The organism is Citrobacter sp. CK181 (assembly GCF_030333595.1).
GTDB lineage: Bacteria > Pseudomonadota > Gammaproteobacteria > Enterobacterales > Enterobacteriaceae > Citrobacter_B > Citrobacter_B koseri.
Window position 1 is genome coordinate 271,196 of sequence record NZ_JAOWFN010000015.1, and the last position, 12,823, is coordinate 284,018.

The following is a 12,823-nucleotide window of genomic DNA, read 5'->3' on the forward strand; positions in this document are numbered from 1 at the left end:
GCTACAGGCGTGTTTAGTCCTGCGGCGTCTCCCCGCATCGGTCATCTCAAAAGGTTAAATAGGGTTAGGTTTGATCACTCTGAACGATCAATTGAAGACATTATGATTGGAACAAACGATCAATAGGGATATGGCTATTTGCTAAGCTACGCCCATCTTTCACTAAGACACTCAGGAATGATTTATGCCCAAATTAGCTATTAGCTTATTGCTTTACTTGGCCTGCTTTTATGCAGTTGGATACGGCGCTGGATATATAACAGGTGGGATAACTTGGCACACACTGTATATGCTTGAACGTATAATCACCGTAGCCCTACTTGCATTCATTCCAGTGTTTATCTTTGCGGTTTTAATAAAGGCATCCAAAGAACAGAGAATAATAAAATCACTTTCTGTCGCAGCAATTAATATCATCCCTTCGGCTATCGCATTACTTGTGGGATTTACTGACGCAGTGACCAGAGGATTCCTTACTTATTTCCTCGGTTAATTTCCATATCACGGATAACCAATCTTTCTATTAGCTCATTACGAGAATAAAACGGTCGGTTATCCGTGGCGTCTTTATCCAAACCAAGCATCGACAAAAGTAGTGAAGTACGGAGACCACGGTAACGCAGGGTCAAACGGCCTTCGGGAGTGCGTGGGTCAATCATAGCCATTGTTAAAGTCTCCACTCACAGCGACCGACACGTAGCTCCTCAAACTCCTCTTTCGAGACGAGTTGTCCAGCCCTGTAGTGCGATACCGTGTGCTTCTTAATGAATGCCTTAGAGTCCGGCGTGATGTCATCCGAAGATGCTACAGCGGCCTGTACGCTGGCACTGGAGGTCATAGACACAAAGGCATCCGCCACAGCTATTCCGTACTCAAAGTCCAGCCACTCGCCAAACTTCACGGCGGACGTGGGGTCAGCAAGCCATGACGTACCGAGGCGCCCCATATTGACTTTCTTTATGCGGCGGTTTTTCTGCCCCATAAGATAGCGTCCGACTTTGGTCTGAGCAAAACGCTTAACCATTGTCTTCTCAGTGTCTTCTACCTTACCAATCTGGATACCGACCCGGCGAATTTCATCCAGTCGAAACAATCCGTCCTGACTGGTGAGGTCCTGACCGAAGATATGGATGGTGTATTCTTGTTGAAACATATCGTTGTACCCCTTTTATCTGCATCCTGAAGCCGCATCCTGCCGCCTACTCAAAGTCCCCAACGATAGGGAGACGGCAGGCAACAAGACGCAGATAGAATGACTTTGAGATTTGATGATTAGTGTCGGCGGTGACACTTATTTAAAGCGAAAGGACATCAGCATATTTCCGCATGACTTGACGCATCAAGACCAGAGGCAGGAATAAGTATTTTATCTGTGTCGTTCCTATAGTGAGGGTATAAGATTTGCGACCATATTTACTTTGGCTGGCAGGACTCAAAGTTATCTTTATTGGAGTTGTGATAACACAATCCATAACAAGATAAACTCATAGTCTCCTCCAGCCTGCTGGTCAGGACTCAAAGCTCCAACCTCAGACACCACCACTGGTCTAACCCCTTTGAGTTTCCGCCTGTCCACAAATGGATGGCAGACCTCAGCAATGACGTCTTGGTTCTTCACAATCTCGCACACCGATGGTCTCATAGACGGAAGTTCCGCTGAGGTCTGATGTTCTCCGCCTGTCAAAGGAGAGAGATTGCTACGTTAAAGGAGAATGGTCTCAGACCAGGTGATTTAACACTAGGCGTCTGCGGATGGTTTCCAATCGGGTCCGCTGCCGGAAGCCTGAGACTTAATGAATGCGTGTGCGGGTCGTGACTGCTATTAAGATGGGGGACTTAGGTCTCCCCCTATAGTGAGGGTATATTCAATCTGACCGACCAGTCTTACTCGTTAGCGGCCTGCTGCTGTTCCCTCGCCTTCTTATCCTGATTCTCAATACCTTGGCGTGGACCCTCAGGCATACTCTGGAACATAGCCTCAATTTCTTTCGGTCTGGTAATCTGCTCAGTGACAATAATGTTCAGCAGCTTAAAAAGCCCATGTGCCAACTGCGGATCATCATCAAGGCTAATCTCTCCGGGATGGACTGCCTGATTGCCAACGATACGACAGATGTCTGCTGCCTGCTGGATGCGTACAGGTAGTCCTTTCTGGACGAGTGACCGGATGTCAGCATTAATGTTATTCCCCGGTTCGCCCAAGTGGACCATAAGCTTCTGGAGGCAAAGACGGAGGAGTGCGGCAGCGCCTTTAGGGGAAAGATTTATGATGCTTCTTGCTTCCATGTAGTCGGACTTGCAGTCTTCTGGCATGTCAGGATTAGGCATTTCAATATTTGAAGACGCAGGGAGAATCATTTGCTTCGCGAGCCAGTAGCTCATTTCATCACAATGTTCACAAATCGCTATATACATCGGAGTTTCCTCAGTATTAGCGTAACCCTCCATAGGTCTATAAATCAGTTTTTTCCAGTGCTGTTGTGCGTACACCTCACAACTTGGGCAATTGAAACGCTTGCTCCCAAACACCGCCGGATAATACTCAGCCATTTACTCCAGTCTCCTTATAAACACCCGCCATCACATTAACCAATCTATCTACCTCGACCTCTTTCGCGTAACGGTCGTAAGTTATAGACCCAGAGCTATGACCCATAATCGCCTGAGCATACGCTAACTCGACTCCATGTTGTTTTAACTGGGTCGCAACCGTATGTCTAAACGAGTGGAAAGCTAAGCCGCTACGGTCAGCGAGGATTTTAGGTAGCAACGTCCGGTTAAACCATTTGCTAACCTGCTCACCGTAGCCGTTCTTCATCAGCTTGAGGCCATCGAATACCATAGCATTATCACCCTCAGTCTTTCTACGGTCTTCTACGAGTGACATAAAGTCAGCCAATACAAAACCATAAGCGCCATCGACCAGCGGGACACAGCGGTCACTATGGGCGTTCTTGATACTCTTACCCGGCAGGCTGCTGTCGTCTTCGTTAATGTGGATATACACGGTCCCGGCCTCAGTAGCCCTGACGTCTTTGACCTGAAGTTGGGCCACCTCGTTAAGTCTTGCACCTGTAATCGCAGCCAGAGCGGTGACGTAATAATGGTATGGCTTACCTGAGGTCTTCTGAGAGTAAGCTTTAGCGGCTACCAGTAGTTGCCCGACCTGCTCAGGACTGAACGCATCACGAGCGTCGGAGGCTTTACGCTGCGGGACTTTCAGCTCAAGACCTTCTGTCAGGTTCTTAGCTATCAGGTCGTTGCGTACCGCCCACTTAAACACAGCAGCCATCTTGATAAGGTATTTATTGTTGATGGTAACGACATCCAGACAGTCAGTCTTAGACTCCCGGTTCAGCAGGTCAGACAGCGGCATAGCCTTAAAGCGTTGTTTGCGGTTCTTCGGTAACAGTTGGAGGACTTCACGGACCCTAAGCATATCTGCACGGGTCGCCTTGCTGACGTCCTGAATATCCAGATAGTCGAATATCTCGATTAACGTAGAGTGAGACGCTCGGTTCTCGCTTAGGGTCGCTGGCTTCCAGTTCTGGGCGTTCTCCTGCTCGTACTGCTCAATGAGAGACGCGAGGGTCAGAGCTTTAGGCTCAGGGACTTCTGGTTCAGCCAATACAGATAGGGATACGGACGGTCTTAGACTGCTGGTCTCAGGCTCAAGGTAAGACAACAGGCCAGAGCTATCACCCTTGAGTCTATCCTGACAGGCCTTAAGCACACCGATAACGTCATTGATATAGCGATGCTGGTCTACAGTCAGACGCTCAGTCGCTACAGCTTCCCGAAGGTTGGACTTAATGTCATCGTACTGGTCAACGTAAAGCTGGTAGGACTCAGGGTCGTTCAGGTCATCACGGCTGACACTAAGTTCCCACTCAACAATGGTCTTCAGGTGCTCCCGTAGTTCCTCATAGGACGCGCTAGGGTTGTCTGCGTGTATTGCCTTCAGTGCTGACTTGATGTGCCGAGAGTGAGCCATAGCGGTGCGTCTGTCCTTAGTCCGTAGTGATACTGACGCTAGTTTATAACGGTTGTGAGAAGGAAGCGAAGCGGTCAGGCGACCCGTGGTCTTCATCCTAAGACGGATGTAAAAGACACCGTTACGCTGATAAAGGTAGGTTCTTGAATTGAGCATGTACTGAGACCTTAGGTCTGCTCACTACTTCAACAAAGTTAGTCACAGTGTTGGTTACAGTGAGTAAAACTATTGGAAGGCTTTAAGCCGTATCCCTTAGGATTCAGTAAGTTAGTAGACTTTAAGAATGGTCATGGAGCGGGCGAAGGGAATCGAACCCTCGTATAGAGCTTGGGAAGCTCTCGTTCTACCATTGAACTACGCCCGCTTCGAGATGCGTAAGGCATTATAAACCTTACGCTCTTATTGACAAGGTGCTTGCTCACTGACTGGCGATTAATTCACCGTCAGCATTTTGGTTTGCTCCCCTGCGGCGGTAAATAACGCAGCGGATCAATCGCTGTTGCGCGGTAGCGAATCTGGAAGTGCAAGCGAACGGAATCCGCATCAGTGCTCCCCATTGTGGCAATTTTCTGCCCGGCTTTCACGCTCTGCCCGTTGTTAACTAACAGCGTGTCGTTGTGGGCATAAGCGGTGATGTAATCCTCATTATGTTTAATCATGATGAGGTTCCCGTAACCGCGTAACTGGTTGCCGACATAAACCACCTTCCCTGCCCCTGCCGCATAAATCGGCGTGCCGCGCGCGGCGGATATATCAATGCCTTTGTTGCCGCCTTCCGCCGTTGAATAAGGCAAAATGACTTTGCCGCTGGCAGGCCAGCGCCAGCAACGTTGCCCTACCGGAGGCCAGGAAGATTGCGGCACAGAAGAGGACGGTCTGACTGCCGCCGTTTTCGTAGAGGATTTCGCCGTGGTCGCACGCGATGAACCGGAACGCTTTGCCCCTCCGCCCAGTTTCAGTTTTTGCCCTACCTCAATGGTGTAAGGCGGGGAAATACCGTTCAGGCGGGCAAGTTCTTTCACGCTGGTTCCCGTCGTGCGCGAAATGCGGTAGAGCGTATCTCCCCGCTTAACGGTATAGACGGAACCCGAATCAGAAGATTGATTGCTGGAGCAGCCCGCTAAAAGCAAGCCTGCACAAAGCAGCATCACAATACTCAGGCTCTTGTTGTTCAGGCGTCCTGCACTCAAAACTATTCCTCGCAACATTTCAAACGCCTTATCATAGCAGCCAAAAGCCAGATGCCCAATGTATTGCCATCGGTGTCACGATATCTCCTTCTTGCCACCGCTACTTTTGGTAATGCCTTTCCACCCTATATAGACTACGCTAGTTGCCAGAGTATATGGCTTGCAGCAGTATGCGGCTATTTTCATATTCAGGAGTTTTTATGACCGGGGAACATGTCATATTGCTGGATGAGCAGGGTAATCCTGACGGCATACTGGAGAAATATGCGGCTCATACCTCTGATACCCTTTTACATCTCGCCTTCTCATGCTGGTTGTTTAACGCGCAGGGGCAATTGCTGGTCACTCGCCGCTCGCTCAGTAAAAAAGCGTGGCCGGGAGTCTGGACCAACTCAGTATGCGGACACCCACAGCAGGGAGAAAGCACTGAAGCGGCAATTATCCGACGCAGCCGTTATGAGCTTGGCGTCGAAATTACCAACCTGACGCCCGTCTATCCAGATTTTCGCTATCGGGCAACTGACCCGAATGGCATCGTGGAAAATGAGGTCTGTCCGGTATACGCCGCGCAGGTGACCAGCGCGCTACAGGTAAACCCGGATGAAGTGATGGACTACCAGTGGAGCGGCCTGGAAACCGTACTGCAAGCATTGAGCGCGGCGCCGTGGGCGTTCAGTCCGTGGATGGTGTTGCAGGCGTCTGACGACCAAGCGCGTGAGTTGTTGCGGGAGTATAACCAGGGGTAATTTACTGGCTTTGTGCCCGGTGGCGCTACGCTTACCGGGCCTACAGAGGTGCAAAACGTAGGCCGGATAAGGCAAAGCCGCCATCCGGCATCTCACGTCTTATTTTACCGGACGCATCGCCGGGAACAGAATCACGTCGCGGATGGTGTGGCTGTTGGTGAACAGCATTACCATGCGGTCGATACCAATTCCCAGACCCGCTGTCGGCGGCAGGCCGTGCTCCAGAGCGGTAACGTAGTCTTCGTCGTAGAACATCGCTTCGTCGTCACCGGCTTCTTTCGCGTTAACCTGATCCTGGAAACGCTGCGCCTGATCTTCTGCATCGTTCAGCTCGCTAAAGCCGTTACCGATTTCACGGCCGCCGATGAAGAATTCAAAGCGGTCGGTGATTTCCGGGTTCACGTCGTTACGGCGCGCCAGCGGAGAAACCTCTGCCGGATATTCGGTAATGAAGGTCGGCTGAATCAGGTGCGCTTCCGCCACTTCTTCGAAGATCTCAGTTACGATGCGGCCCAGACCCCAGCTTTTCTCAACCTTGATGCCGATAGATTCAGCGATCGCTTTGGCGGAGTCGAAGTTATCCAGATCGGCCATATCCGTTTCAGGACGGTATTTCTTGATAGCCTCGCGCATGGTCAGTTTTTCGAACGGCTTGCCGAAGTCGAACACTTCATCGCCGTAAGGCACTTCAGTTTTGCCCAGAATATCCTGCGCCAGCGTACGGAACAGCGATTCAGTCAGTTCGATCAGGTCTTTATAGTCCGCATACGCCATATAGAGTTCCATCATGGTGAACTCTGGGTTATGACGAACGGAGATCCCTTCGTTACGGAAGTTACGGTTGATTTCGAACACACGCTCGAAGCCACCAACTACCAGACGCTTCAGGTACAGTTCCGGCGCGATACGCAGGTACATGTCCAGATCCAGCGCGTTGTGATGGGTGATAAACGGACGCGCTGCCGCACCGCCAGGAATCACCTGCATCATCGGAGTTTCCACTTCCATAAAGCCGCGGCCCACCATGAACTGACGAATACCCGCCATAATCTGTGAACGGACTTTAAAGGTGTTACGGGATTCATCGTTAGAGATGAGATCCAGGTAACGCTGGCGATAGCGCGCTTCCTGATCCTGCAAGCCGTGGAATTTATCCGGCAGCGGACGAAGCGCTTTGGTCAGCAGCCGCAGTTCGGTGCAGTGGATGGACAGCTCACCGGTTTTGGTCTTGAACAGCTTCCCTTTCGCGCCGAGGATATCGCCCAGATCCCATTTTTTGAACTGCTCGTTGTAAACGCCTTCCGGCAGATCGTCACGGGCAACGTACAGCTGAATACGGCCGCCGACATCCTGCAACGTAACGAAAGACGCTTTACCCATAATACGACGGGTCATCATACGGCCCGCAACGGACACTTCGATGTTCAGCGCTTCCAGTTCTTCGTTCTCTTTCGCGTCGAAGTCAGCGTGCAGTTGGTCTGAGGTGTGATCGCGACGAAAATCATTCGGGAACGGAATACCCTGCTCGCGCAGGCTAGCCAGCTTCTCGCGGCGCGTTTTCAGTTCATTGTTAAGATCGGTTACCGCGTCAGCGCCCTGTGCGTGTTGTTCAGACATGTTGGTTCCTCATAACCCTGCTTTCAAACTTGCTTCGATAAATTGATCCAGGCTGCCATCCAGCACCGCCTGCGTGTTGCGGGTCTCAACCCCGGTACGCAAGTCTTTAATGCGGGAGTCATCAAGGACATAAGAACGAATCTGGCTGCCCCAGCCGATGTCGGATTTGTTATCTTCCATCGCCTGTTTCTCGGCATTTTTCTTCTGCATCTCCAGTTCATAAAGCTTCGCTTTCATCTGCTTCATGGCCTGGTCTTTGTTTTTGTGCTGGGAACGGTCGTTCTGGCACTGCGTCACAATCCCGGTCGGGATGTGCGTAATACGTACCGCAGATTCTGTACGGTTAACGTGCTGACCGCCCGCGCCGGATGCGCGATAAACGTCGATACGCAGGTCTGCCGGGTTGATCTCGATATCAATATCATCGTCAACTTCCGGGTAGACGAACGCGGAGCTGAACGAGGTATGACGACGACCGCCGGAATCGAACGGGCTCTTACGCACCAGGCGATGAACGCCGGTTTCGGTACGCAGCCAGCCATAGGCGTATTCGCCGGAAATCTTGATGGTGACGGATTTGATCCCCGCGACTTCACCTTCAGACTCTTCAATAATTTCAGTTTTAAAGCCGCGCGCTTCTGCCCAGCGCAGATACATACGCTCCAGCATGCTTGCCCAGTCCTGCGCTTCAGTACCGCCGGAACCTGCCTGAATATCGAGGTAGCAATCCGCGCTGTCATACTCACCGGAGAACATACGACGGAATTCCAGCTGCGCCAGCTTTTCTTCCAGCGTATCGAGTTCAGCTACGGCTTCGTTAAAGGTTTCTTCGTCGTCGGCTTCTACAGCCAGCTCCAGCAGCCCGGAAACATCTTCCAGACCCTGAGTCATTTGGTCGAGGGTGTCGACAATCGCTTCAAGGGAGGAACGCTCTTTGCCCAGCGCCTGCGCGCGTTCGGGGTCGTTCCAGACATCCGGCTGTTCCAGCTCGGCGTTTACTTCTTCCAGACGCTCTTTCTTGGCATCGTAGTCAAAGATACCCCCTAAGAACGTCAGAGCGTTCCGTGAGGTCCTGAATGCGGTTATTTACCGGGTTAATTTCAAACATGGTCTGATTTCTTTTATTGGACTAGTCAAAATGCAGTGATAAGAGCGGAATTCTACCGGATTCGCGCTCTCATTAATATACAATATACTGTTGTCAATTTGGCCAGAGGTGATCAATGATCAGCTGTAGGCTACGGTTGCCGCGAAACTCGTTGATATCCAGCTTATAGGCAAGCTGAACTTCGCGTACACCGTTATCCGGCCAGCAGGCGGTATCAACGTTAAACGCAATGCCGTCCAGCAGCGGGCCGCCGCCAACCGGTTCGACCATCACTTTCAGGTGGCGTTCGCCGACCAGCCGCTGCTGCAACAGGCGAAAACGTCCGTCAAACAGCGGTTCCGGGAACATCTGCCCCCACGGCCCTGCGTCACGCAGCAGTTGCGCCACTTCCATCGTCATCTCAGCCACGCTCAGCGGGCCATCAGAAACCACTTCGCCCTGTAGCAGAGATGGGTCGAGCCATTCGGTCACCAGCTCGCCAAAACGCTGCTGGAAATGTTCAAACTGCGCCTCTTCCAGCGACAATCCTGCCGCCATCGCATGGCCGCCGAATTTGAGCATCATCCCCGGATACAGCGTATCCAGACGCTCCAGCGCATCGCGCATATGCAGCCCCTGAATGGAACGACCGGAACCTTTCAGCGTACCGTCACCGGCGGGCGCAAAGGCAATCACCGGGCGATGGAAGCGCTCTTTAATGCGCGAAGCCAGAATGCCGACCACGCCCTGATGCCATTCTGGATGGTACATCGCCAGGCCGCCAGGCAGCGTTTCACGGCTGCGTTCCAGTTTCTCGCACAGGGTCAGCGCTTCCGCCTGCATCCCCTGTTCGATCTCTTTACGCGTCTGGTTCAGCGCATCCAGCTCATTCGCCAGCACCCGCGCTTCGCCGATGTTATCGCACAGCAGCAACGCCACGCCGACGGACATATCATCCAGCCGCCCTGCGGCATTCAGACGCGGCCCCAGCGCAAAGCCTAAATCGCTGGCCGCCAGCTTCTGCGGATCGCGGTTCGACACCTCAAGCAGCGCCTTAATGCCTGGGCGACATTTCCCGGCGCGGATACGGCTCAGCCCCTGCCACGTCAGGATGCGGTTATTGGCGTCCAGCGGCACCACGTCCGCCACCGTGCCTAACGCGACCAGGTCGAGCAGTTCCGCCAGATTCGGCGGCGTAATGCCACGCTCATCAAACCAGCCTTTATCACGCAGGAAAGTGCGCAGCGCCAGCATCAGATAGAACGCCACGCCAACGCCTGCCAGCGACTTCGACGGGAAATCGCAATCTCGCAGATTCGGGTTAATGATGGCTTCTGCGTCAGGTAGCGTATCGCCCGGCAGGTGGTGATCGGTCACCACCACCGGAATCCCCAACGCTCTGGCATGTTCCACACCGGCATGAGAAGAGATACCGTTATCCACCGTCACAATCAGCTGCGCGCCGCGAGCATGCGCCTGCTCGACCACTTCCGGGCTTAATCCGTAGCCGTCTTCAAAACGGTTTGGCACCAGGTAGCTGATATTGTTACAGCCCAGCGAACGCATACCGAGGACGCTAAGCGCCGTACTGGTGGCGCCATCCGCGTCAAAATCGCCCACGACGACGATGCGAGTCCCCTCGCGAAACGCGTTATAGAGGATCTCAACCGCCTTTTCGACGCCGCTAAGCTGCTGCCACGGCAGCATCCCTTTTACGCTACGCTCCAGCTCCTGCGCGCTATGTACACCCCGGCTGGCGTATAAACGGCGCAGCAGCGGCGGCAGGTCGGCTGGCAGCTCAGCTGTCTCGTCGGCCTCACGCCGACGAAGTTGTATCTGTTGTTTCACGCGAATTATTTACCGCTGGTCTGTTTCTGGTGCGCGTCAAGGAACGCCTTCATCTCTTTCGGCCCCTGATAGCCAGGCACCACATAGCCGTTGCTCAGCACAATCGCTGGCGTGCCGCTCACGCCGAACTGCACGCCCAGCGCATAATGATTGGCGATATCGATATCGCAGGTGGCGGCTTTCACGCCTTTGCCCGCCATCGCGTCATCAAAGGCTTTGTTTCGGTCTTTCGCGCACCAGATGGACTTCATATCCTGCTCGGCCTGGCTTTCCAGCCCCTGGCGCGGGAAGGCCAGATAACGCACGGTAATCCCCAGCGCGTTGTAGTCTTTCATCTCTTCATGCAGCTTGTGACAGTAGCCGCAGGTGATGTCGGTAAAGATGGTGATGACGTGTTTTTCCTGCGGCGCTTTGTAAACAATCATCTCTTTTTCCAGCGCATTCAGGTGTTTCATCAGCAACTGATTGGTGACATTTACCGGCGACGCGCCGCTGACGTCATACATCGGCCCCTGAATAATATGCTTACCATCGTCGGTGACGTACAGCACGCCGCTGTTGGTCAGCACGGTTTTCATGCCTGCAACCGGCGCGGGCTGAATTTCCGTGCTCTGCACGCCCAGCTTAGTCAGCGACTGGCGAATGGCTGCATCGTCCGCATGAACCATTCCCGAAAATGCCGCCAGCAGGGTGAACATCATAAAACGTTTTTTCATAACCTATCCTTTCCTGTCAGCACTCACGCTCGCGGGTGATGCTGTTGATGAAGTTGACGCAAGCGCTCCGTTGCGACATGAGTATAAATTTGTGTGGTCGAGAGATCGCTATGCCCAAGCAGCATCTGTACAACGCGTAAGTCAGCGCCATGATTCAGCAAATGGGTGGCGAAAGCGTGACGCAAAACGTGCGGCGACAGCTTTTCGCTGTCGATTCCCGCCAGCACGGCATAGTGTTTAATGCGGTGCCAGAAGGTCTGACGCGTCATTTGTTGCGCCCGCTGGCTGGGAAACAAAACGTCAATCGACACGCCGTTCAACAGCCACGGGCGCCCGTGCTCCAGATACGTCTCCAGCCAGTACACCGCCTCTTCGCCCAACGGCACCAGACGTTCTTTATTGCCTTTACCGATAACCCGCACGACGCCCTGGCGCAGGCTGATATCGCTCATGGTCAGCCCGACCAGCTCAGAAACGCGCAGGCCCGTCGCATACAGCACTTCCAGCATTGCTTTGTCGCGTAATTCCAGCGGTTGGTCAACAACTGGCGACTGTAATAATCTCTCAACTTGTGCTTCGCTGAGATCTTTTGGCAAACGCTGCGGAAGTTTGGGCGACGCGAGCTGCGCGCTCGGATCGTCCTCACGAAATTTTTCACGGTACAGATGCTGAAAGAAGCGCCGCGTGGCGCTCAACAACCGTGCGGAACTGGTGGCTTTATACCCGCCATCCATACGTTCCGCCAGCAGCGTTTGTAAATCATCGCTCTGCACCGTCGCCAGCGTTTTTCCACGATGATGCAACCATTCGACCACCATCGACAAGTCGCGCCGATACGCGCTCAGCGTATTTTCCGCCAGATTACGCTCCAGCCACAGGGCATCGAGAAACTGCTCGATACGCGCCAGATCCTTATCCATCTCGGGCCCCTCTGCGTGTTAAATCAACGCCATTATGCCTGAAGCCGACGCCTTTCTGGTACACTAGCCGCATCGTCATCGCAAGAATCGAGAGCAGTACGTCATGAATATCGGCCTTTTTTATGGTTCCAGCACCTGCTATACCGAAATGGCAGCGGAAAAAATTCGCGACATTATTGGCCCGGAACTGGTCACATTACACAACCTCAAGGATGACTCTCCGACCTTAATGGAGCAGTACGATGTGCTCATTTTAGGCATTCCGACCTGGGATTTTGGTGAAATACAGGAAGACTGGGAAGCCGTCTGGAATCAACTGGACGATCTCAAGCTGGAAGGCAAAATTGTCGCGCTCTACGGCATGGGCGACCAGTTAGGCTACGGCGAGTGGTTCCTGGATGCGCTGGGTATGCTGCATGACAAACTTGTCACCAAAGGCGTTAAATTTGTCGGCTACTGGCCTACCGAAGGCTATGAGTTCACCAGCCCGAAACCGGTCATTGCCGATGGGCAACTTTTTGTCGGCCTGGCGCTGGATGAAACCAACCAGTACGATCTCAGCGATGAGCGCATCCAGGCCTGGTGCGAGCAAATTCTCGGTGAGATGGCAGAGCACTATTCCTGCTGACCGTTTTGCCGGATGGCGGCGTGAACGCCCTGTCCGGCCTGCATGGCGCACCGAACCGTAGGCCTTAAAGCTGCGCG

Annotated in this window: 13 protein-coding genes and 1 tRNA gene; 3 read left to right on the plus strand and 11 right to left on the minus strand. The window is 53.0% G+C overall.

Annotated elements, in window-relative coordinates; translation table 11 throughout:
• Positions 1-184: 184 nt before the first annotated feature.
• Complete coding sequence (locus OGW17_RS18555; RefSeq protein ID WP_001542332.1) at positions 185-493, plus strand: hypothetical protein; 309 nt, start codon at positions 185-187, stop codon at positions 491-493.
• On the opposite strand, the gene OGW17_RS18560 is transcribed toward OGW17_RS18555, so the two are convergent.
• From OGW17_RS18560 to actS, 6 genes are all read right to left on the minus strand, one after another.
• Complete coding sequence (locus OGW17_RS18560; RefSeq protein WP_074393295.1) at positions 474-665, minus strand: hypothetical protein; 192 nt, start codon at positions 663-665, stop codon at positions 474-476. The two genes, OGW17_RS18555 and OGW17_RS18560, sit on opposite strands and share 20 nt — an antisense overlap.
• A 2-nt stretch (positions 666-667) precedes the next feature.
• Positions 668-1,153 carry a hypothetical protein gene (locus OGW17_RS18565; RefSeq protein WP_071257881.1) on the minus strand — a complete coding sequence of 162 codons (486 nt, stop codon included), beginning with the start codon at positions 1,151-1,153 and terminating at the stop codon, positions 668-670.
• A gap of 731 nt (positions 1,154-1,884) precedes the next feature.
• Entirely contained in the window at positions 1,885-2,550 is a 666-nt protein-coding gene (locus tag OGW17_RS18570; protein ID WP_063428509.1) for a DUF4145 domain-containing protein, read from the minus strand.
• Positions 2,543-4,150, minus strand: coding sequence for a site-specific integrase (locus OGW17_RS18575; RefSeq protein ID WP_071257879.1), 1,608 nt, complete (start codon positions 4,148-4,150; stop codon positions 2,543-2,545). The genes OGW17_RS18570 and OGW17_RS18575 overlap by 8 nt, the downstream gene beginning before the upstream one ends.
• Before the next feature lie 134 nt (positions 4,151-4,284).
• Positions 4,285-4,358, minus strand: a tRNA-Gly gene (locus tag OGW17_RS18580).
• A gap of 79 nt (positions 4,359-4,437) precedes the next feature.
• Entirely contained in the window at positions 4,438-5,184 is a 747-nt protein-coding gene (actS, locus tag OGW17_RS18585) for an amidase activator ActS (RefSeq protein ID WP_058668057.1), read from the minus strand.
• Positions 5,185-5,384: 200 nt separating this feature from the next.
• On the opposite strand from actS, the gene idi reads away from it, so the two are divergent.
• Positions 5,385-5,930: an isopentenyl-diphosphate Delta-isomerase gene (idi, locus tag OGW17_RS18590; RefSeq protein ID WP_071257878.1), complete on the plus strand. Its 546-nt coding sequence runs from the start codon at positions 5,385-5,387 to the stop codon at positions 5,928-5,930.
• A 99-nt stretch (positions 5,931-6,029) separates the two neighbouring features.
• Here the strand turns inward: idi and lysS are convergent, their stop codons facing one another.
• From lysS to xerD, 5 genes are all read right to left on the minus strand, one after another.
• Positions 6,030-7,547, minus strand: coding sequence for a lysine--tRNA ligase (gene lysS / locus OGW17_RS18595; RefSeq protein WP_012134993.1), 1,518 nt, complete (start codon positions 7,545-7,547; stop codon positions 6,030-6,032).
• A gap of 9 nt (positions 7,548-7,556) precedes the next feature.
• Positions 7,557-8,655, minus strand: a protein-coding gene (gene prfB / locus OGW17_RS18600) for a peptide chain release factor 2 (RefSeq protein WP_114647219.1) whose coding sequence is annotated in 2 segments (ribosomal slippage) — positions 7,557-8,579 and positions 8,581-8,655 — 1,098 coding nt in all. Because the reading frame shifts where the segments join, the coding sequence is not laid out codon by codon here.
• A 93-nt stretch (positions 8,656-8,748) separates the two neighbouring features.
• Positions 8,749-10,482: a single-stranded-DNA-specific exonuclease RecJ gene (recJ, locus tag OGW17_RS18605; protein ID WP_071257877.1), complete on the minus strand. Its 1,734-nt coding sequence runs from the start codon at positions 10,480-10,482 to the stop codon at positions 8,749-8,751.
• Positions 10,483-10,487: 5 nt separating this feature from the next.
• Positions 10,488-11,198: a bifunctional protein-disulfide isomerase/oxidoreductase DsbC gene (dsbC, locus tag OGW17_RS18610; protein ID WP_047461435.1), complete on the minus strand. Its 711-nt coding sequence runs from the start codon at positions 11,196-11,198 to the stop codon at positions 10,488-10,490.
• Positions 11,199-11,221: 23 nt separating this feature from the next.
• On the minus strand, positions 11,222-12,118 hold the full coding sequence (xerD, locus tag OGW17_RS18615; protein WP_012134998.1) for a site-specific tyrosine recombinase XerD: 897 nt from the start codon (positions 12,116-12,118) through the stop codon (positions 11,222-11,224).
• A 103-nt stretch (positions 12,119-12,221) separates the two neighbouring features.
• On the opposite strand from xerD, the gene fldB reads away from it, so the two are divergent.
• Positions 12,222-12,746: a flavodoxin FldB gene (gene fldB, locus OGW17_RS18620; RefSeq protein WP_012134999.1), complete on the plus strand. Its 525-nt coding sequence runs from the start codon at positions 12,222-12,224 to the stop codon at positions 12,744-12,746.
• Positions 12,747-12,823: the final 77 nt, after the last annotated feature.

Bases quoted from the DNA above. Each gene is read 5' to 3' on its own strand.
- OGW17_RS18565 (WP_071257881.1), bottom strand. From the start codon at position 1,153: ATGTTTCAACAAGAATACACCATCCATATCTTCGGTCAGGACCTCACC.
- idi (WP_071257878.1), top strand. From the start codon at position 5,385: ATGACCGGGGAACATGTCATATTGCTGGATGAGCAGGGTAATCCTGAC.
- OGW17_RS18555 (WP_001542332.1), top strand. From the start codon at position 185: ATGCCCAAATTAGCTATTAGCTTATTGCTTTACTTGGCCTGCTTTTAT.
- xerD (WP_012134998.1), bottom strand. From the start codon at position 12,118: ATGGATAAGGATCTGGCGCGTATCGAGCAGTTTCTCGATGCCCTGTGG.
- OGW17_RS18570 (WP_063428509.1), bottom strand. From the start codon at position 2,550: ATGGCTGAGTATTATCCGGCGGTGTTTGGGAGCAAGCGTTTCAATTGC.
- fldB (WP_012134999.1), top strand. From the start codon at position 12,222: ATGAATATCGGCCTTTTTTATGGTTCCAGCACCTGCTATACCGAAATG.
- OGW17_RS18560 (WP_074393295.1), bottom strand. From the start codon at position 665: ATGGCTATGATTGACCCACGCACTCCCGAAGGCCGTTTGACCCTGCGT.
- lysS (WP_012134993.1), bottom strand. From the start codon at position 7,547: ATGTCTGAACAACACGCACAGGGCGCTGACGCGGTAACCGATCTTAAC.
- OGW17_RS18575 (WP_071257879.1), bottom strand. From the start codon at position 4,150: ATGCTCAATTCAAGAACCTACCTTTATCAGCGTAACGGTGTCTTTTAC.
- dsbC (WP_047461435.1), bottom strand. From the start codon at position 11,198: ATGAAAAAACGTTTTATGATGTTCACCCTGCTGGCGGCATTTTCGGGA.